This is a genomic window from Pseudomonas sp. TE24901, assembly GCF_054058375.1.
In genome coordinates, this window is record NZ_JBSSAF010000010.1 from 138,765 (window position 1) to 157,914 (window position 19,150).

Sequence of the window (19,150 nt, forward strand, 5' to 3'; positions counted from 1 at the left end):
CTCAGACCCGGCCCAGGGCAAAGCCCTTGGCCACGTGGTTGCGAACAAACCAGATCACCAGCATGCCGGGCAGGATGGTCAACACCCCCGCCGCTGCCAGCACGCCCCAATCGATACCCGAGGCCGAAACCGTACGCGTCATCACCGCCGCGATCGGCTTGGCGTTGACCGAGGTCAGGGTGCGCGCCAGCAGCAGTTCGACCCAGGAAAACATGAAGCAGAAAAACGCGGTCACACCGATGCCGGAGCCAATCAGCGGGATAAAGATCTTCACGAAAAACTTGGGAAACGAATAACCGTCGATGTAGGCGGTTTCGTCGATTTCCTTCGGCACGCCAGACATGAACCCTTCCAGGATCCACACCGCCAACGGCACGTTGAACAAGCAGTGCGCCAGGGCCACGGCGATGTGGGTATCGAACAGGCCAATCGACGAATACAGCTGGAAGAACGGCAGCAAGAACACGGCTGGCGGCGCCATGCGGTTGGTCAGCAGCCAGAAGAACAGGTGCTTGTCGCCGAGGAAGCGGTAGCGCGAGAACGCATAGGCGGCCGGCAGCGCCACGCTCAGGGAGATCACCGTGTTCAGGCTCACGTAGTACAGCGAGTTGAGGTAACCGGTGTACCAGCTGGGGTCGGTGAAGATCACCTTGTAGTTGGCCAGGGTGAAGTCCTGCGGAAACAGGGTCAGCCCGCCGAGGATTTCGGTGTTGCTCTTGAAGGACATGTTCAACAGCCAGTAGATCGGCACCAGCAGGAACAGGATGTAGATCAGCAGCGGAATAACCTTGCGCTTGCTCATGGCTGCGGCCTCAGCGGTTGGCGTCGGAGTGGGTCATGGCGGTGTAGAACAGCCAGGACACCAACAGGATGATCAGGAAATACACCAGGGAAAACGCCGCCGCCGGGCCCAGGTCGAATTGGCCTACGGCCATCTGGGTCAAGGTCTGACTCAGGAAGGTAGTGGCGTTACCCGGCCCGCCGCCTGTGAGGACGAAGGGTTCGGTGTAGATCATGAAGCTGTCCATGAAGCGCAACATCACCGCGATCAGCAGCACGCTTTTCATCTTCGGCAGTTGGATATGTCGGAACACCGCCCAAGGCGATGCCCGATCAATCCGCGCGGCCTGGTAGTACACATCCGGGATAGCGCGCAGGCCCGAATAACACAGCAGCGCGACCAGCGAGGTCCAGTGCCACACGTCCATGATCAGCACGGTGACCCAGGCGTCCATGGTGTTGGCCGCGTAGTTGTAGCTGATGCCCAAGGCATTGAGGCTGTAACCCAGCAAGCCGATATCGGCGCGGCCGAAGATCTGCCAGATGGTGCCCACCACGTTCCACGGGATCAGCAATGGAATGGCGAGGATGATCAGCACCAGCGACGACCAGCGCCCTTTGGTCGGCATGGTCAGGGCGATGGCAATACCCAGGGGGATTTCGATCAGCAGCACGCAGGCTGAGTAGATGAACTGGCGCAGCAGCGAGTCGTGCAAGCGCGGGTCGAGCAGCACCTGTTTGTACCAGTCGGCGCCGACAAAGTAGCGGCTGGACTGGTCGAAGATATCCTGCACCGAGTAGTTGACCACGGTCATCATCGGGATCACCGCACTGAACGCCACCAGCAGGAACACCGGCAACACCAGCCACCAGGCCTTGTTGTTCTGCACCTTGTTCATGGCTGCACCTCCAGCAGGTAGTCATCGGCGTAGAGCATCAGCCATTGCGCAGGGAAACTGATGGAGGCTTGCCCTTCGGGGACCGGCTTGTCTTCGGCCAGGCGCACTTTCAGCGGCGCGCCATCGAGGTTGAGGGTCATGATCTTGTAGGTGCCAAGGTCTTCGACGTGTATGACGTCGGCTTGCAGGGCGTCGGCGTTGTACTCGTCCCACACGTGGATGAACTCCGGGCGGATGCCCACCTGCAGTTTCTGGTACTCCGTGCTGGCAATGCGTTGCTGCAGCGCTTCGGACAGCGGCAAGTGGGTGCCGGCGAAACGCACCCCGCCCGCCTCGGCCTGCACGTCGATCAGATTCATCCCCGGGCTGCCGATGAAATAGCCGACAAAGGTATGGCTGGGCCGTTCGAACAGCTCACGCGGCGTGCCGAATTGCACGATCTGCCCGCCGTACATCACCGCGATCTTGTCGGCGAAGGTCGACGCCTCCAACTGGTCGTGGGTGACGTAGACCATGGTGATGTTGAACTGCTCGTGGATCTGCTTGAGCTTGCGCCGCAGTTTCCACTTGAGGTGCGGGTCGATCACCGTCAGTGGTTCATCGAACAGGATCGCCGACACGTCGTCGCGCACCAGGCCACGGCCCATGGAGACTTTCTGTTTTTCGTCGGCGGTGAGGTTGCGGGCTTTTTTGGTCAGCAGGTTTTGCAGGTCGAGGACTTCGGCGATTTCCTGCACCTTGCTGTGGATTTTCGCTTCGGCCAGGCCCTGGTTGCGCAGCGGGAACGCCAGGTTGTCGAACACGGTCATGGTGTCGTACACCACCGGGAACTGGAACACCTGGGCGATGTTGCGCTTCTCTGGGGTGAGGTCGTTGACCACGGTGGTGTCGAACAGCACCTGGCCTTCGGACGGGCTGAGCAGGCCGGAGATGATATTGAGCAAGGTCGACTTGCCACAGCCCGAAGGCCCGAGCAAGGCATAGGCCCCGCCCTGCTCCCACACGTGGTTCATTTCCCGAATGGCGTAGTCTTCCGGCCCGTTCGGTGCAGGGCTGTAGCTATGGGCGAGGTTTCGCAAATGGATCTCGGCCATCAGGCAACCCTCGCGACACGGCGCCCGGGGGCCTGGACCAACCGGCCCTGGCCATCGAACACAAACAGTTTATGGGTGGGGATATACACGCGGATCGGCGCGTCGACGTCGTACTCGTGCACCCCCGGCAGGTGCAACACCAGTAGGAAATGTTCGCTGCGCACGTGCAGGAAGGTTTCCGAGCCGCTGATCTCGGCGACTTCCACGGTCACCGCCAGCTCCAGGTCGTCATCGTTGCTCGGCACCAGGCTGATATGGCTGGGACGCACGCCAAAGCGGAATTCGCCTTCGCCGATGGGGCGCAAATCGACGTTCAGCGGGAAATGCACGAAGTTGGCGAAACTCACTTCGTTGCCGCTGATACGCCCCGGCATCAGGTTGATCGGCGGTTCGGAAAACAGCTCGGCGGCCAGCACGGTTTGTGGCTGGTGATAGACCTCGGCGGCCTTGCCGCTCTGGATCACCCGGCCCTCGTGGAGGATGGTGGTGGTGCCACCCAGGGCCAGGGCTTCATTCGGCTCGGTGGTGGCGTAGATGGCGATGGTGTGGCGCGCCTTGAACAGTTCACGCATTTCCTGACGCAGCTCTTCGCGCAGTTTGTAGTCCAGGTTCACCAATGGCTCATCGAACAGGATCAGCTCGGCATCCTTGACCAGTGCGCGGGCCATGGCGGTGCGTTGCTGCTGGCCACCGGACAACTCCAGCGGGTGGCGCTGCAGGAACTTCTCGATGCGCAGCATTCTTGCGGTTTCGAGCACCTTGCTCTGGATCACCTCGTTAGACACACCGGCCTGGCGCAACGGCGAGGCGATGTTTTCGAACACGGTCATGGTCGGGTAGTTGATGAATTGCTGGTACACCATCGACACGTTGCGCAGGCGTACGGGCTTTTGCGTGACGTCCACGCCGTTCATCAGGATGCGGCCGCTGTCGGGCTTGTCCAGGCCGGCCATCAGGCGCATCAGGCTGGTCTTGCCGGACAGGGTACGGCCGAGCAATACGTTGAAGGAACCGGCTTCGAAACGCAGGTTGGCGTCGTCGATCCAGGTTTGCCCTTCAACGACGCGGGAGACATGTTCCAGGGTCAATGACATGACACGACCTTTTTTATTATTGGAATGAATCTGGCCAGTCGTCAGAGCGAGTTTCGTGCCAAAACGGCAAGTGGTTGATGTGTAAAGAAATGGGTTAAAGCGGATGTTCGGGAGTGAACACTTCGGGTGAACAACTGAACAGTGCTGGGGTTGACAATGAACAGTTCTGAACAACACTCTCATGCCTAACACAGACTAAATGTGGGAGCTGGCTTGCCTGCTCCCACAGTTTGATCCGGTTTCAACCGCTGAATAGTGCAAGACCCCATAACAATAAAAAGAAGGTCAACATGGCCGAACCCTTGGCTCACGACACTCTCATCCAGGAATCCTGGCGCCGCTGCCGTGCCTTTGGCCTGGACCACCAGAGCACGCCCAGCTTTGATCAACTGCCCGCCGAGGGCATCAGTCAATTGCTGGAAAGCCAGCATTCTTTGGTGCAGACCACCCATCAGGAGGTCCTGCCCTACTACGAAAACATCCTGAGCAATTCCAACTGCCTGATCATGCTGGCCGACAATCAGGGCCAGGTCCTGACCTCGTGGGGCACCCAGCGCTTTATCGAGCCCACGTTGGCCCGTGGTTTCAGCGCCGGCGCCAGCTGGCAGGAGCGCTCCAGCGGCACCAATGCCATCGGCACTGCGCTGGCGTGTGCCCAGGCGGTGCACATCGAGCACGACGAACACTTCCTGAAGGCCAACCGCTTTATGACGGGCTCGGCGGCGCCGATCTTCGATGCCCAGCGCGAAATCATCGCGGTGCTGGATGTATCCAGCGACAGCTACCTGCCGCCCTCCCACACCCTGGGCATGGTCAAGATGATGAGCCAGACCGTGGAGAACCGGCTGATCCTCAACCTGTTTCGCGGCGAGCATTTCCAGCTGACCTTCAACACCGGCCTGAACAACCTCGACAGCCAATGGGCCGGCCTGCTGATTTTTGATGAGAGCGGCCAGGTGCTGTCGGCCAACCGCCGCGCCGATAACCTGCTGGGCATCAGCTTGTCGCGGGTGATGGTCGACAGTTTGTTCAAGGTGTCGCTGCTGGAGCTGCTCAACCAACCGGAAGGCCTGCCGTTTTCGCTGCAGGCGGCGGGACGCAATCGGTTCCAGTGTTTATTGAAGCGGCCGAAGCAGATGCCGGTGCAGGCGCGGGTATTCAGTGCGCCCAAGGCCAGCGAACCGCTGCCGGCGAAGCCCGCCGCGATTGGCCTCAAGACCTTGCACTTCGGCGATGTTCGGGTGGAAAAAGCTGTACGCCAGGCGGAGCGCTTGCTGGAGAAGGATATTCCGCTGCTGATCCACGGTGAGACCGGCGTGGGCAAAGAGGTGTTTGTCAAAGCCCTGCACCAGGCCAGTTCGCGCAGCCGGCAGGCGTTTATCGCGGTGAACTGTGCGGCGATTCCCGCCGAGCTGGTGGAATCGGAGCTGTTCGGCTATGAAAAAGGCGCCTTCACCGGCGCCAATCAGAAAGGCAGCATCGGCCTGATCCGCAAGGCCGACAAAGGCACGCTGTTTCTCGATGAGATCGGTGATATGCCGCTGCCGACCCAGGCGCGTTTGCTGCGGGTGTTGCAGGAACGTTGCGTGCAACCGGTGGGCAGCAGCGAGCTGTTCCCGGTGGACCTGCGCATCATTTCTGCCACCAACCGCGCGCTGCGCGAGTGGGTGCAGGCCGGGCGTTTTCGCGAAGATTTGTATTACCGCATTGGCGGGCTGACCCTGGAGCTGCCGCCCCTGCGCGAGCGCACCGACAAGCAGGCGCTGTTCCAGCAGCTGTGGCAGCAGCACCGCGAACCGACCCAATGGGCCGGGCTGAGTGCCGAGGTGCTGGCGTTGTTCGACCAACACCCGTGGCCTGGGAACCTGCGCCAGGTCAGCAGCGTGTTGCAGGTGGCGCTGGCCATGGCCGAGGATCAACCGATACGCGCCGAGCATCTGCCGGATGACTTTTTTGTCGACTTGAACCAGGCGCCGTCGCTGCCCACCCAGGACGCGTTGGATGACAGCCTGGACCTGTCACAGCGCTTGAAAGCGGCCGGCGGGAACATTTCCCACCTGGCGCGGGAGCTGGGTGTGAGCCGCAACACCCTGTACAAGCGCCTGCGCCAACCCTAGCGCGGCTTGACCACCACCAGCAGGTCGGTGAAGTACTCCACCTGGATCGGCAGGTTGTCGGCCAGGGTCGCCAACGCAGCGGCCGTGTCATCGAGCTTGAACACGCCAGACACCCGCAGGTTCTGCAGGGCTTGCGGGTCGAAACGCACCAGGCCATGACGGTAGCTGGCCAGGGTTTGCAGCACCTCGCTCAAGGGCTGGTCGTTGACTTTGAGCAGGCCGCGGGTCCACGCATCCGGGTCGTTGCTGCCGGTGGCGCGTGGCGGCTGCGGCTGGCCGTGATCGAGCACCGAGCGTTGGCCGGCCGTGACCTTGACGCCCTCGCCCGTGTCGCCCTTGACCGCCACGGTGGACTCGATCACCGTCACCACCGTGGTGCCATCCGCCGCGCGCTTGACCAGATAGCGCGTACCCAGTGCCGTCGCCGTGCCCTGGTCGGTGCGCACCACGAACGGCCGCTGGGCGTCCTTGGCCACCTCCACCCACAGTTCGCCTTGCAGCAGTTCGATCACGCGCTGGTGGCCGTCGAATCTGACGTCCACGGCCGAATTGCTGTTGAGCTGCAACTGGCTGCCATCTTCCAGGGCGATCTGGCGCCGCTCGCCGACGCCGGTGCGTTGGTCGGCCATCCAGATTGGCGCCTGTTGCAGGCCCAGCCAGGCGCACAGCGCGACACCGAGCAACCCCGCCATCTGGGCACCCCGGGAGCGCCGAGGGGCGAATGCACGGTTCAACGCCAGGCGCGCGGGCTTGGCAGGCACAGTATCGAGGCTGCCCCACAGCGAGCGCATGCGCTCGATGGCCACTGCGTGGCGAGGGTCGGCCTGGCACCAGGCGTGGAAGGCGTGGCGGTCGGCGTCGCTGACGTCTTCGTCGTGCAGGCGTGTCAGCCAATTCGCAGCTTGTTGGATGATCTGTTCAGTACTCACGACAACGGGTCCGCCGCGTGCAGGCTGTGATAACAGTGCACCAGGGCGCTGGAGATGTAGTTTTTGACCGTGCTGGAGGACACCTCCAGGCGCGTGGCGATCTCGCTGTAGGTCAGCCCGTCGAGGCGACTGAGCAGGAACGCCTCGCGGGCTTTGGCGGGCAGGCCGGCGAGCAGTTCGGCGATGCGTTCCAGGGCCTGCAGCGCCACATGAATCGCGGCCGGGTCGGGCATGCCGGCGTCTTCGCATTGGATCACCAGCGCTTCCATGTAGGCTTTTTCGATACGCCGACGCCGCGCGCCGTCGATCAGCAGGCGCCCTGCCGTGGTGGCGAGAAAGGCGCGAGGTTCCTTGATGGTGTGGGGCTCGGCCAGCATCAATACGCGAATGAAGGCATCGTGAGCCAGGTCGGCCGCGTGCTGGGAGCAACCGAGTTTTTTGCGCAGCCAGCCGTGCAGCCAGCCGTGGTGGTCGACGTACATTGCCGCGAGGGTTTGCTGACGCGTGGGCGTGCCCAGCGCGGCCGGAATGTCATGCATGCGCAAAAATTTCTCAAATAGGAAATATTACCAATTGCGCGAACAATGCCAGTAAACCGACGATGTATCAAGAACCTTTCAGACAACCTAAATTCCTGTAGGAGCCGGCTTGCCGGCGATCGCGTAGGGTCAACCGCTATCGCCGGGAAGCCGGCTCCTACAGTGAAATGGGGTGTTAGCGCCAGCTCCAGGAGACGCCGGTGTAGATGCCCCGGCCATCGGCGGGGGTCGACCGGGCAGCGTCCAGCCCTTTGTCGTCGTAACCCGGCGTGACGGTATTGGCGTAGCGCCGGTTGGTGAGGTTGCGCAGGTCGACCCAGGCTTGCCAGTCCTGTTTCGGCGCGTCGTAGCCGAAGGTCGCACCGAGTGTGGTGTAAGCCGCTGCGTAGTAGGAATTGGCGTAGTCCACCGCCACCCGCGAGGCATGCTCGGTATTGAGGCTGGTGTAGAAACCGGTCGGGTGGCTGTAGCGCAACTGCGCCTGATAGTAGTGTTTGGGAATGCCGGGCAAGGTGTTGTCGCCGAAGCGGTCGTCGTCGCGGTAGTGGAAATCGCTGTAGGTATAGGCTTGGCGCAAGGCCAGCTGGCCGTTGCGGCCGCCATTCCAAAGCGGGCTGAGCAGGCTCAGCTCAACGCCTTGGTGCACGGTGGGGCTGGCGTTGGATTCGGCGACGATGGCGCTGCTGGTCTGGGTTTGGGCCTGGGTTTCGACAGTGAGCAGTTCATGGCGCACTTCGGAGCGATACAGCGCCAGGTCCCACTGGCCAAAACCGTGCTCGCCACGGGCGCCGACCTCAAGGGTGGTTGCGGTCTGGTTGCGCAGGTTCACACCCTCACGTTGCAAACCCGTGGCCGGGCCGCTGCCGGGGCCAAAGTATTTATTGGAACCCCAGATCATCGACCACGCATGCGGCGGCTCTACCGAGCGGCTGAGGTTGCCGTACACCTGCAGTTGCGGATTGAAGTCGTAACGCAGGCCGATGCGTGGCGCGTAGTCCCAGTTCTGCTGGCGTGTCGGCGTATGGGTATCGGGATAAGTGACTTCGGTTTCGCGACGGGTGTAGATCGCCGCCAGGCCAGTGGTGAGCCACAGGTCCGGGACCAGCTCCAGGTCGTTGCCGATGTGCAGCACGGTGTCGGAGCCCAGGTAGCTGTAGTCGCGGGTCTTGGTGCCGGGGGCATAAATTGCGGTATTGCCGGCCGGTGTGCGCACGTACTCCGAGGCACCGTTGTTGGGCATCGCCTGGGTGGTGCGCAGGCCGATCGTGGTTGTGCTGGCGTGGCCGAACAGTGTGTCCTGGCGGATGTAGTTGAGGGTGCTGCTGATGTCGGTGTAGGCGACTTTCAGGCGGTTGGTGCCTTCGCGCAGGTCCATCGGGTAGTCGTGGTACGCCAGCCCGACTTCGACGCGGGAGCTGTCGTCCAGCTGCAAGGTGGTCTTGTTGGCGATCCAGGTGGAGCCCGGTTGCAGGCGCTTGGAATCACGTGCGGCGTTGAGGCTGTTGGCGGCCGTGGGGTCATGGCTGATCTGGTAGCGCGTCAGCTTGCCAGGGCTGTCGTTGGTGGTTTCGCGGTAGCGGAAGTAGAAGCGTGTTTCCAGGTCCGGGTTGAAGCGATAGCCGAAGTTGGCCGCGATACCTTTGCCCGTGCCGGCGCTCTGGTGCTGGTAGCCGTCGGACTGCGAGTCGGTGAGGCTGATGTAGTAATCGGCCTCGCCCAGCACCTGGCCCGAGCTGATTTCGCGCTGGGCATACCCACGGCTGCCCGCTTCATAGCGCACTTGCAGCTTGGGTGCATCGTAGCCAGTGCGGGTAACGTAGTTGACCGAGCCGCCCAACGCCAGCGCACCCTGATCGAACCCGTTGGCGCCGCGCAGCACTTCGACGCGGCTTTGCCACAGCGGGTCCTTGAGTTCGTAAGGGGTGCCGCCTGGGCCGGTCAGCGGCAGGCCATCGAACATTTCATACAAGCCCGACGCATGAGCGCCCGGGCTGCGATTGAGGCCCGAGCCGCGAATCGATAGCTTCACGCCTTCGTTGTTCGCCGCCTTGGCGTACACCCCAGCCTGGTACTTGAACACCTCTTCGTTGGTGCTCACCCGGCCCTGCTGCACGCTGCTCATGTCGATGAAGTTAGTGCCGCCGGGCACGCTCCTGAGCTGTGCCTGGGCCACCTCGCCAGCACTGGCTTCGCTGCTGGTGACTTCGACCGGAGCCAATTGCAGGTCTTCGGCGCGTACCAGCGAGCTGAATGTCAGGGCGGTCAACAGGGGCAAAGGGTGGCGCAACAGCATCAGGCAGGTCCTTGGGATTCGGGGGCAATGAGGTGGGATGGCAGGCACGCCCGCCAGGTCACGCTTAATTAACGGACCAGAGCCTTCCCACAACAGCGTCGGACCTGATTTATTTTCTAAGTCCAAAATCGAATTAACACATGCAAACTCAGTATTTAAAGAAATAACCCGTACGCATTACTGTGACCCCATCGAGTCACCCACGCCCCATGAGAACGCCCCCATGCAAACATCGGCCACCGTCATCGACTTCACGCTCCACCGTAAACGCCGCCAGGCGCGTGCTGCAGCCGAGTTGATGTGGGCGATGTACGCCGCGCGTGCCGGGCTGGCGGTGTTCACCACCCAGGCAGCGCCCTCCAGCGATACTCGCCGGGCGTAAGGCCGATGAATTTCCTGCACGTGCTGCCCGAACCACCCGAGCCCCTGCCCAAACCGAATACCGACGACGATGTGATCAGCCTGTGCGTGGCGCACAACCTGCAACGCCTGCGGGGCAAGCGCCATTTGTCACTGGATGGTTTGGCGCGGGCCTGCGGGGTGAGCCGCGCGATGCTGGCGCAAATCGAATCGGGCCGCAGCGTGCCGTCGATCAAGGTGCTGTGCAAGATTGCCAAAGGCTTGAAGGTGTCGGTGGCAGCGTTCCTGGAAGACCGCGCGTTTGAAGGCGTTGAGGTCTTGCCGGCCCAACAGAGCAAGCGCCTGGTGAGTGCCGATGGCGCGTTTACCAGCCGTGCATTGTTCCCCTACGATACGGCGCGCCAGTCGGAGTTCTACGAGATCCGCTTGCGCGCGCTGGGCGAGGAAGTGTCCGAAGGGCATGGCCCAGGCATCCAGGAAAACCTGGTGGTGGCCCAGGGCGTGCTGGAAGTCAGCGTCAACGACGAGCGCTATCTGCTCTCCACCGGCGACTCGATCCTGTTCTACGCCGACCAGCCCCACCGCTACCGCAACCCGGCCGACAGTGAAGCCGTGGCGTTCCTGGTGATCACTTATCCAGAGCGATTGGACTGACCCTGAATGCAAAAACGCCCCGAATAATCGGGGCGTTTTTTATTGCGCGGGACCTGTCAGCAGGTGCAGCACATCATCGGCATGCCGTTGCAGCTCATCATCATGGGCATGGCGCAATCGTTCATCATTTTGTTCATGAGCATGCAGCAGTTTTTCATCATGTCCATGCTCATGCCGGGCATCGGCATCATTTTGCACATCATGCTGTCGGACATCATGGTGCACTCCATCATGCACGTCATCATCGGCATCGACATGCCCATGGACATCATCGGCATCATCGGCATGTTCATGCCGGTCATCATTTTCATGGCGTCGGCCGACATGCCCATCATCGACATATTGGCGCACTGCATCATCATCGGCATGCCGCAGTTCATCATCATCGCCATCATTTCAGCGTTGGTCTTGAACTGAGCCATGTCCATACCGGCTGCTGGCTTCATGGTGCACATCATGGCGTCAGCGGCCATCTCGCACTTCATGGTGGCCATCATCATCGGCATGCCCATCATCGGCATCATTGGCATGGCGGTGTTCATCGGCATCTGCATTGCATTCATCATGTTCGAAACTCCGTAATCGACAGGAAATGGCTAAGTTCTGGCGCCGATTCTAGAGCCGCCGGGCAGCGGCGCAAGACGACGGCAGAGCAGCGGCAAAGGCTGTTCGCAGGAGAGCTTAGTTGACCCGAACAGCCATGCCAGGCGCGATAACAGCAGTTCTGACGTGATCGCGGCGCTTATGTCCATTGACGATGCGCATTCGACGCTTCAGATATTCGATCAAGGAATGGCATCCAATCACAAGGAAATAAACGTTCTAACTGCGGTGCAAAAAAACCATTTCTGCCATGGATCAGAGCGTCTGCATCAACTCATCCGCCTCGGAACCGGCGGGAAACCTGAAACCATACATCTCGTCACACCCGAGGATCTCGACCAGGGCTTCGCGCAGCTGCGCCTCTGTTTGTCGATCACGCAGCAACTTGTGCGCCGGCAACAACACCTCGGCGGGCACGCCCTGGGCGCTCGCAGCATCGATCACGGCAAACAGGATAAATCGCAGGCGGATTTCGCGATCAGTGGGCCAAACGGTTTTTTGCTTACCCAACGCAGGCACTCTTTTTTTAAGAAAAGTCCGAGGCTATTGCCCACCGAGAGGTGTTTCAAGCCGAGGGCAACAAGATAGGCCACCTCCTACAAGTTAAAGGGAAACGGCGTACTCGATGTCACCGAAGTAAACGCCCAAACCCGTCACTACTGCACCGGCAGGAAATTCATCAGCAACAGGCTTTGCGCGTAGTTGAGGCCGATGCGTCGGTAGCGTTCATCGAGCATCTGGGTCAGCAGGTCGAGGCGTGCGACGATCTTGCCGAACTCCACGGCAAAGCTGAGGTTGCTGCCCTCCTCCGAGATCTCGTTGGAGAACAACAACAGCGCACCATTGGCATCCTGGCGCTGGCTGAGCAACCAGGTGGCTTTCTCGATATTGCGCGCGGCGTTGCTGACAAATTGCGGGTTGATCGAATCGGTCATGTAGAACTCGGTCCGCCCGCCGTGCGCGGTCACCAGCATGCTGCCGATCGCGTAGATAAACGCGCCGACCCGGTCGCCACGAAACTCGGGGCTCAGGGAATAGCTCAATGCCGCCAAGTCGCGGCGGTCGCCCAGTGCGGGCAATGGTCGACGATTCTCGATGGCCAGGCGAATCTCCCGCGCCGCGCTCACCGCATCCGGGTAACCCGACTGCCGCCACTGGCTGGGGTTGCGCAGGTAGAGCTTGTTCATCAGCAGGTAGAGGCTTTGCAGGTTGTCACGCATGCCCAGGGTGGCCATGCGGTCGACGCTGGTCTGGAAGAACTCATCGGGCTTGCCATTGCTGAATTGCTTGGCGATATCGCGGCCTTGTTGCTGGGTACAGCCGCTGCCGCACAACATGAGCACACTGGCCACTAACAGCGGCCAGTGCATCCGTCGACGTGTGAAAGGTATTAATGTTCGATCCATCGGCACCCGATCTGATTCTTCTCGCCACACAAGGAATTAGCGTGGCCGGGACAGAGATAGAGCCGAAGAATGTCAAAAAGTGCGATGGTGGAGGACGATTGCTGAAGATTCACACAGCGGGCTGGAGGGCCGCGAGTGTGCAAACTGCCTCTTTATGAACGCTCGCTCTCAAAGTCGGCTCGCTCGACCTTGTAGAAGAAGTTCTCTTGCATACCGTTTGCCAGCTGTTTGGTGGAGGTGTGCGAGAACCGCCCGCCGATTTTCTCCATGGCGCGCTGTGAGCGGATGTTCTGCGCCGCCACATGAAACCAGACCCTGTCGACCCACTGGAACGCGTGCCTGAGCATCAAGCGCTTGAGCTCGCCGTTGGCGCCACCGCCCCATTTCTCCCGCGCCAGGAAGGTGTAGCCAATAGCGACCTCGCGCTGCTCTTCGTTGAATTCGTAGTAACGGGAGCTTCCCACCACCTGTTTGCTCGCACGGTCGAGAACCACCAGTACGCTTTCAGACGTTAGCGCGTCGGCAAACCACTCACGAAAGACCGGCTCTTGGTAGCGCGTGGGGCTGGGGTGTTGGGCCCAGATCAAGGGGTCGCGCGCGATGGTGTACAGGGCGTCGAAATCGGTGGCTTCGAGCGGGCGCAATTCAAGGGTTTCGCCCGTGAGTGATGGAAAAAGAGGCAGTGAGTGCATGGGGTTCATCCTGAAAGATGAATGAGGCAGCGTTATTTATTGGGCTCGAACTTCACAAACATCATTGCGAAAAAAAAGCCTCCAACTGCGGCCAAGTAGGTTGACTGATAACCGGGGACGTAGTGATCGAGCCCAAAGTTGGCGGCGGTGATGACAGCGAACGCCAGGAAAAACTGTTTGCGAGAAAAACGGCTCAGGTAACGATTTGCTGCCGCGTTAATGGTCTTGAATCTGTTCATTGTGCTTCGTCCTTGAGAAAACAGGGCAATCCTAAACTGGCCGCACTTGTGCCCGTCGGGCACGTCAACGCTTATCGTGAACTTCGGGTGGCCAGGCATTGAAGAAAAATATAATCCCGGGAATCATCACGCAGACCCAGTAGGTGCTGGGATAGGAAATCAGTCCGATCATCCAAATGATCATCAAACTTGCCCCTGCCCGCCGCCGACGCTTGGGGGTAAGCCACTCCCTGAACGCTTCAAGCTTTTTACTCGTCATCGATAAATTCCCGGTCAGATAACGGACAAAGCCTATCACCGCCTGAAACAGGTCGCGCAAGGCAAAGGTCCGCATTTCTGGCTATGTAAAAACAAAGCCCGCGCCGATTAAAAGCAAATGCCCCGACTAGTCGGGGCATTTGCTTGTGTGGCCTTGTATCAATCAAAGCGATTTTTCAGCGTTGTGCATGAACACCGCCCTGCTGAACAAGCGCGTCATTATCGGGCTTGGCGAAGCACCAGTTCCGAAAGACGGGTCTTGACTCGGAAGCAGAACTCACGAATTTGGAATTGATAAGCGGGCATCACCATGTAGTTCAGGTCGGCACCGATGGAATCTTTGATTTCCATGTATTTAGCCGTCTTGGCAGCAATGGCCTGGTATTGCGCCTCGTACTTGTCGTAAGACGCTTTGCTGTAAATCTTCAAGACATCCAGCTCTTTGCGGCATTGCTCAGCGCGACTCTGGTTCAGGCTGGTGTCTGATTCGTCCTGAGCGGCCTGCGAAGAGGCTGGGGCCTCGGAGCTGACAGTGAGGGGCGCAGGTGCGGCTTCATAGCGCACAGTGTAATCGTGGGGTGTCGACGGTGCGGCTTCAGGCGGCGCTGCCTGGACGACGGCAGGTGGTGGAGCCACTTTAGGTTGTTCTGGAGTTTTCGTAGCGCAACCCGAGAGGGCAAGTCCGACCACTACTGCGATGCCACACATTTTATCCATCGGTTCCACCAAAAAGTAATTACGGTTGGCTGAGTCGTTAGGTTCTAGGTAAAAGTAGTCGCTCACTCAATGATCGAGTGTAATTTTTCTACCAGCCTCAAGGCGCTCAGCCTCTCTTCCTTGAGCGCATAGATGACGGATAATAGTAAAAAAACAAGGAGATGACGAGTAAAAGCTCATCAGAAAAGTCACAAGTTTAGTAGGACATTTAACCTGAGTCCGGCAGATGCAAGGAGTGAAAATTGCTTCCTGAACTGAACCTCTACACGGTGCGCGCTAAACGCATCGCTAAGATACGCGCAAAAGTAGGCCTCTACTTCGTTGCGGCGCTATCCTTTCTCGCCGGCATGACAGACGCCATCGGCTTCACGGCCACGGGTGATTTTGTTTCTTTCATGAGCGGGAATACCACACGACTCGCCGTTTCAATCGGGGCTCATGATGACTCCACAGTGCTCGGCATCACGGTTTTGATCCTGACTTTCATCCTCGGCAACGCACTGGGCGCAATCGTCGCCCGCATCGTCGGCCGGCGTTCCTGGCCATTGCTGTTTTGCGTTGGCGCCCTGCTCTGCCTGGCCACGGTCATGCCGACGGCATTTCTCGCACTTGTGTGCGCGGTGCTGTCCATGGGCATGATCAATGCCGTGGTCGAGGAGATAAATGGGCTTCCAATCGGGCTGACCTACGTCACCGGCGCGCTATCACGCTTTGGGCGCGGCCTTGGACGTTGGTTGCTGGGTGAGCGCAGGCATGGCTGGAGAGTTCAGCTTATCCCATGGGCCGGCATGCTGATGGGGGCTGTGGCAGGTGCGTTGCTGGAGCGTGAACTGGGCCTGTTTGCGTTTACAGTCGATGGTGCGTTGGCGATTGGCCTTGCGTGTGCTTCGGTCATGATCCCACCACGCTGGCAGAGGGCTTATATGCCGGGGTAGCGCTGTCAGGCGTTTGAACGAGAGGCGGCTGATCGCGAGACCGACCTGCTGCCATTGAGGTCAAACCCCAGAAACACAAAAGCCCCGGCATTCGCGGGGCTTTCGTTTGAATCTTGGCGGGAAACCAGGGATTCGAACCCTGGAGACGCTATTAACGTCCGCCGGTTTTCAAGACCGGTGCATTCAACCACTCTGCCAATTTCCCTTGTGCATCACAGGATTATAGTAGCCTATCCCGTCTCAGCGGGCGCCATAATACCCGAATGAAACACACTGTCAAACTCTCGCCATAGCTTGTTACAGAGCGTCTGTTATGATCTTTGCGACTGAACGTTTCAAAACTGAAGGAGTGTCGCCATGCGCGAACAGAATTACGCAGTGAATGGTAACGCGCAGGCTGAGCAGCTTGAAGTCAGCCGCGTGTTGCGCAATACGTACGGCTTGCTCGCCCTTACCCTCGCATTCAGCGGCGTGATGGCGTATGTGGCGCAACAGATGCGCGTCGGCTACCCGAATATCTTTGTCGTGCTGATCGGTTTCTACGGCCTGTTCTTCCTCACCAACAAACTGCGTGACTCGGCCTGGGGCCTGGTGTCGGCGTTTGCCCTGACCGGCTTCATGGGCTTCATCCTCGGCCCGATCCTCAACCGCTACCTCGGCATGGCCGGCGGCGCGGAAGTGGTCAGCTCGGCATTCGCCATGACCGCCCTGGTGTTTGGTGGTCTGTCGGCCTACGTGCTGATCAGCCGCAAGGACATGAGCTTCCTGGGCGGCTTCATCACCGCGGGCTTCTTCGTGTTGCTGGCGGCCGTCGTAGCCAGCATGTTCTTCCAGATCAGTGGCCTGCAGTTGGCGATCAGCGCCGGTTTCGTGCTGTTCTCCTCCGTGTGCATCCTGTTCCAGACCAGCGCCATCATCCACGGCGGTGAACGTAACTACATCATGGCAACCATCAGCCTGTATGTATCGATCTACAACCTGTTCATCAGCCTGTTGCAGATCTTCGGCATCATGAGCCGTGATGACTGATTGCTAGCGACATAAAAAAAGCCCCGCATCGAGAGATGCGGGGCTTTTTTATTGCCCAGGGATCAGTACTGGTTGGGCTCCATCTCCAGCTCGACCTTGAAGCGTTCAGCAATATCCCGCTGAATACGCTGGGCCAGGTTGGCGATGTCATGCCCGGTGGCCGTGCCGTAGTTGACCAGCACCAGTGCTTGCATCTTATGCACGCCGGCATCACCGTCACGAAAGCCCTTCCAGCCGGCCTTGTCGATCAGCCAGCCGGCCGCAAGCTTCATCTGCCCATCCGCCTGGGGGTACGCCACCAGGTCGGGGTACAGGCTTTGCAGCTCGGCGGCCAGCACCTGGGACACCAGCGGGTTCTTGAAGAAGCTCCCCGCATTGCCCAGCTCGGCAGGGTCCGGCAGTTTTTCGCGGCGGATGCTGCAGATGGCCCGACTGACATCACTGGGTGTCGCGTCCGTAATGCCCTGCCCGGCCAAGCGCTGCTGCACTGGGCCGTAATCGAGCTTGAGGTGGCTGGCGCGACTCAAGGCAAAGCGCACCCGCAGGATCAACCAGCGCCCGGTCTCGTGCTTGAACAGGCTGTCGCGGTAGGCAAACTGGCACTCTTGCAGGCTGAAGTCGCGCAACTCGCCCGTCTGGCGATCCAACGCGGTCAGGCCGGCGAATACGTCCTTGATCTCCACACCGTAGGCGCCGATGTTCTGCATCGGTGCAGCGCCCACCGTGCCGGGGATCAGGCTGAGGTTTTCCAGGCCGCAGAAACCGTGTTCCAGGGTCCACAGCACAAACGGATGCCAGGCCTCGCCCGCTTCCGCCTCGACGACCACCTGGAGGCCATCGTCGTGCAGCACCCTGATTCCCTGGGTGGCCATGCGCAGCACCAACGCCGGGATATCCTGGGTGAGCAGCAGGTTGCTGCCGCCGCCGATCACCAGCAGCGGCAACGCGTGGGCAGCGGCGTACGCCAAGGCTTCACGCACATCGGCGTCGCTGTGGGCTTCGGCAAACAACTGCGCGCGCACATCAATGCCAAAGCTGTTGAACGGCTTGAGCGACACTTGCGCCCGCACCTGCAAGGTCATAACCGCCCCTTCAATTCGATGACCAATGAATCACAGGCCTGCTCGATCAGGTCCAGGACCCGCTCAAACCCTTGCTCACCTTCGTAGTAAGGGTCTGGCACTTCATCCACTTCGCCTTCATAGCGACGCAGGAACAGATCCAGCTCGGCCTTGCCCTGCCCCGGCTGCAATGCCTTGAGGTTGCGCAAGTTGCTGTTATCCATCGCCAGGATCAGGTCATAACGCGCAAAGTCGGCGCGAGAAACCTGCTGTGCACGTTGAGCCGACAAGTCATAACCGCGCACCAGCGCCGCACGTTGGCTGCGCTGGTCCGGTGGGTTGCCCACGTGCCAGTCACCTGTACCGGCCGACGCGACGTCGACCTGCCCCGCCAAACCCGCTTCGCGCAATTTGTGGCGCAACACACCCTCGGCAGTCGGCGAGCGACAGATGTTGCCCAGGCAGACAAACAAAACCTCCATCAGGCCCCCAGCAGGCGACGGACGCGCTCTAGGTCTTCCGGGGTGTCGACACCGGCCGGCGGCGCTTCCAACGCGTCGCCCACATGGATACGCACGCCATGCCACAGGGCCCGCAACTGCTCCAGGGACTCGGTATTTTCCAGCCAGCACGGGCCCCAGCTGACGAAGTCATGCAGGAAACCGGCGCGATAGGCGTAGATCCCGATGTGGCGACGATAGGGCACGCCCTCGGGCAGTACGTCGCGGCTCTTGGCGAACGCGTCCCGCGCCCACGGCAGCGTCGAGCGGCTGAACGTCAGCGCCAGGCCGTTGATGTCGCTGACCACTTTCACCACGTTCGGGTTGAACAGGGTATCGATGTCTTCAATGGGTTCGGCCAGGGTCGCCATGCGCGCTTCGCCATGGGCGGCCAGGTTGGCGGCCACCTGGTCGATCACGCTCGGCGGGATCAACGGCTCATCACCTTGCACATTGACCACGATTGCGTCCGGCGCCAGGCCCAATTGTGTCGCCACTTCGGCCAGGCGGTCAGTGCCCGAGTTATGGTCTTCACGGGTCAGCACGGCTTCAGCACCAAAGCTTTTGCAGGCCTCGATGATGCGCGGGTCATCGGTGGCCACCACCACCCGCTCGGCGCTGCTTTTGCAGGCCTGTTCCCACACCAGCTGGATCATCGGCTTGCTGCCGATCAACTGCAGCGGCTTGCCCGGCAAACGGGTGGAGGCATAGCGGGATGGAATGACAACGGTAAAGGCGGTGGTCATTTATCCAGACGCTCATCGGTGGTCAGAGTACGGGCTTCGCTTTCCAGCATGACCGGAATGCCATCACGGATCGGGTACGCCAGGCCGGCGCCTTTACTGATCAGCTCGGTTTTATCGGCGCTGAGCTTGAGCGGGCCTTTGCAGATCGGGCAAGCGAGGATGTCGAGCAGTTTGGTGTCCATGAGTGTTTCCTGGAAAGAAGCGT

General features: G+C 60.3%; 23 protein-coding genes and 1 tRNA gene. 5 read left to right on the plus strand and 19 right to left on the minus strand.

All coding sequences use genetic code 11. The features are described 5' to 3' along the window. Nucleotide 1: 1 nt before the first annotated feature. Genes ACVWVP_RS20740 through ACVWVP_RS20755 form a run of 4 tightly spaced genes read right to left on the minus strand, consistent with a single transcriptional unit; the run spans nucleotide 2 to nucleotide 3,867 of the window. Nucleotides 2–802 (minus strand): carbohydrate ABC transporter permease, encoded by an 801-nt coding sequence (locus tag ACVWVP_RS20740; RefSeq protein ID WP_003174634.1) that lies wholly within the window; start codon nucleotides 800–802, stop codon nucleotides 2–4. 10 nt (nucleotides 803–812) lie between these two features. Further along, entirely contained in the window at nucleotides 813–1,679 is an 867-nt protein-coding gene (locus tag ACVWVP_RS20745) for a carbohydrate ABC transporter permease (protein ID WP_176995586.1), read from the minus strand. Continuing rightward, nucleotides 1,676–2,773: an ABC transporter ATP-binding protein gene (locus tag ACVWVP_RS20750; RefSeq protein WP_457407742.1), complete on the minus strand. Its 1,098-nt coding sequence runs from the start codon at nucleotides 2,771–2,773 to the stop codon at nucleotides 1,676–1,678. The genes ACVWVP_RS20745 and ACVWVP_RS20750 overlap by 4 nt, the downstream gene beginning before the upstream one ends. Then, nucleotides 2,773–3,867 carry an ABC transporter ATP-binding protein gene (locus tag ACVWVP_RS20755; protein WP_176995584.1) on the minus strand — a complete coding sequence of 365 codons (1,095 nt, stop codon included), beginning with the start codon at nucleotides 3,865–3,867 and terminating at the stop codon, nucleotides 2,773–2,775. Before ACVWVP_RS20755 ends, ACVWVP_RS20750 begins: the two co-directional genes overlap by 1 nt. Nucleotides 3,868–4,157: 290 nt before the next feature. On the opposite strand from ACVWVP_RS20755, the gene ACVWVP_RS20760 reads away from it, so the two are divergent. Then, entirely contained in the window at nucleotides 4,158–5,984 is a 1,827-nt protein-coding gene (locus ACVWVP_RS20760; protein WP_457407744.1) for a sigma-54-dependent Fis family transcriptional regulator, read from the plus strand. On the opposite strand, the gene ACVWVP_RS20765 is transcribed toward ACVWVP_RS20760, so the two are convergent. The 3 genes from ACVWVP_RS20765 to ACVWVP_RS20775 all read right to left on the minus strand — a co-directional run bounded on the left by ACVWVP_RS20765 (nucleotide 5,981) and on the right by ACVWVP_RS20775 (nucleotide 9,745). After that, nucleotides 5,981–6,913: a FecR family protein gene (locus tag ACVWVP_RS20765; protein WP_457407745.1), complete on the minus strand. Its 933-nt coding sequence runs from the start codon at nucleotides 6,911–6,913 to the stop codon at nucleotides 5,981–5,983. The genes ACVWVP_RS20760 and ACVWVP_RS20765 overlap by 4 nt on opposite strands. Beyond that, nucleotides 6,910–7,452, minus strand: coding sequence for a sigma-70 family RNA polymerase sigma factor (locus tag ACVWVP_RS20770; RefSeq protein ID WP_178922554.1), 543 nt, complete (start codon nucleotides 7,450–7,452; stop codon nucleotides 6,910–6,912). The genes ACVWVP_RS20765 and ACVWVP_RS20770 overlap by 4 nt, the downstream gene beginning before the upstream one ends. A gap of 175 nt (nucleotides 7,453–7,627) precedes the next feature. Further along, nucleotides 7,628–9,745, minus strand: coding sequence for a TonB-dependent receptor family protein (locus tag ACVWVP_RS20775; protein WP_457407746.1), 2,118 nt, complete (start codon nucleotides 9,743–9,745; stop codon nucleotides 7,628–7,630). Nucleotides 9,746–9,968: 223 nt separating this feature from the next. On the opposite strand from ACVWVP_RS20775, the gene ACVWVP_RS20780 reads away from it, so the two are divergent. Continuing rightward, nucleotides 9,969–10,127, plus strand: coding sequence for a hypothetical protein (locus tag ACVWVP_RS20780; protein ID WP_178922558.1), 159 nt, complete (start codon nucleotides 9,969–9,971; stop codon nucleotides 10,125–10,127). Between the two features lie 5 nt (nucleotides 10,128–10,132). Next, entirely contained in the window at nucleotides 10,133–10,759 is a 627-nt protein-coding gene (locus tag ACVWVP_RS20785; protein ID WP_178922560.1) for a helix-turn-helix domain-containing protein, read from the plus strand. Between the two features lie 56 nt (nucleotides 10,760–10,815). Here the strand turns inward: ACVWVP_RS20785 and ACVWVP_RS20790 are convergent, their stop codons facing one another. The 7 genes from ACVWVP_RS20790 to ACVWVP_RS20820 form a co-directional block, all read right to left on the minus strand. Continuing rightward, complete coding sequence (locus ACVWVP_RS20790) at nucleotides 10,816–11,325, minus strand: hypothetical protein (protein WP_178922562.1); 510 nt, start codon at nucleotides 11,323–11,325, stop codon at nucleotides 10,816–10,818. Nucleotides 11,326–11,617: 292 nt separating this feature from the next. Further along, on the minus strand, nucleotides 11,618–11,872 hold the full coding sequence (locus ACVWVP_RS20795; protein WP_259174892.1) for a hypothetical protein: 255 nt from the start codon (nucleotides 11,870–11,872) through the stop codon (nucleotides 11,618–11,620). A gap of 146 nt (nucleotides 11,873–12,018) precedes the next feature. Beyond that, nucleotides 12,019–12,768: a hypothetical protein gene (locus ACVWVP_RS20800; RefSeq protein ID WP_178922566.1), complete on the minus strand. Its 750-nt coding sequence runs from the start codon at nucleotides 12,766–12,768 to the stop codon at nucleotides 12,019–12,021. A 152-nt stretch (nucleotides 12,769–12,920) separates the two neighbouring features. Beyond that, nucleotides 12,921–13,460, minus strand: coding sequence for a GNAT family N-acetyltransferase (locus ACVWVP_RS20805; protein WP_259174894.1), 540 nt, complete (start codon nucleotides 13,458–13,460; stop codon nucleotides 12,921–12,923). A 32-nt stretch (nucleotides 13,461–13,492) separates the two neighbouring features. Continuing rightward, nucleotides 13,493–13,699, minus strand: coding sequence for a hypothetical protein (locus ACVWVP_RS20810; protein WP_457407747.1), 207 nt, complete (start codon nucleotides 13,697–13,699; stop codon nucleotides 13,493–13,495). Nucleotides 13,700–13,763: 64 nt separating this feature from the next. Further along, a complete protein-coding gene (locus ACVWVP_RS20815; RefSeq protein ID WP_457407749.1) occupies nucleotides 13,764–14,018 on the minus strand; it encodes a hypothetical protein in 255 nt (84 codons plus the stop codon). Nucleotides 14,019–14,176: 158 nt separating this feature from the next. Continuing rightward, nucleotides 14,177–14,740 (minus strand): hypothetical protein, encoded by a 564-nt coding sequence (locus ACVWVP_RS20820; RefSeq protein ID WP_259174897.1) that lies wholly within the window; start codon nucleotides 14,738–14,740, stop codon nucleotides 14,177–14,179. A 176-nt stretch (nucleotides 14,741–14,916) separates the two neighbouring features. On the opposite strand from ACVWVP_RS20820, the gene ACVWVP_RS20825 reads away from it, so the two are divergent. Continuing rightward, entirely contained in the window at nucleotides 14,917–15,609 is a 693-nt protein-coding gene (locus ACVWVP_RS20825; protein ID WP_218647104.1) for a YoaK family protein, read from the plus strand. A 114-nt stretch (nucleotides 15,610–15,723) separates the two neighbouring features. On the opposite strand, the gene ACVWVP_RS20830 is transcribed toward ACVWVP_RS20825, so the two are convergent. Next, nucleotides 15,724–15,814 (minus strand) — tRNA-Ser (locus ACVWVP_RS20830). A gap of 152 nt (nucleotides 15,815–15,966) precedes the next feature. Between ACVWVP_RS20830 and ACVWVP_RS20835 the strand changes: the two genes are divergently transcribed. Then, nucleotides 15,967–16,638 (plus strand): Bax inhibitor-1/YccA family protein, encoded by a 672-nt coding sequence (locus tag ACVWVP_RS20835; protein WP_003192030.1) that lies wholly within the window; start codon nucleotides 15,967–15,969, stop codon nucleotides 16,636–16,638. A gap of 62 nt (nucleotides 16,639–16,700) precedes the next feature. Here the strand turns inward: ACVWVP_RS20835 and murB are convergent, their stop codons facing one another. Genes murB through ACVWVP_RS20855 form a run of 4 tightly spaced genes read right to left on the minus strand, consistent with a single transcriptional unit; the run spans nucleotide 16,701 to nucleotide 19,127 of the window. Further along, nucleotides 16,701–17,720: a UDP-N-acetylmuramate dehydrogenase gene (gene murB / locus ACVWVP_RS20840; RefSeq protein ID WP_457407751.1), complete on the minus strand. Its 1,020-nt coding sequence runs from the start codon at nucleotides 17,718–17,720 to the stop codon at nucleotides 16,701–16,703. Next, entirely contained in the window at nucleotides 17,717–18,181 is a 465-nt protein-coding gene (locus ACVWVP_RS20845; protein WP_176995518.1) for a low molecular weight protein-tyrosine-phosphatase, read from the minus strand. Before ACVWVP_RS20845 ends, murB begins: the two co-directional genes overlap by 4 nt. Further along, a complete protein-coding gene (gene kdsB / locus ACVWVP_RS20850) occupies nucleotides 18,181–18,945 on the minus strand; it encodes a 3-deoxy-manno-octulosonate cytidylyltransferase (protein ID WP_457407752.1) in 765 nt (254 codons plus the stop codon). Before kdsB ends, ACVWVP_RS20845 begins: the two co-directional genes overlap by 1 nt. Continuing rightward, nucleotides 18,942–19,127, minus strand: coding sequence for a Trm112 family protein (locus ACVWVP_RS20855; protein WP_003174668.1), 186 nt, complete (start codon nucleotides 19,125–19,127; stop codon nucleotides 18,942–18,944). The genes kdsB and ACVWVP_RS20855 overlap by 4 nt, the downstream gene beginning before the upstream one ends. Nucleotides 19,128–19,150: the final 23 nt, after the last annotated feature.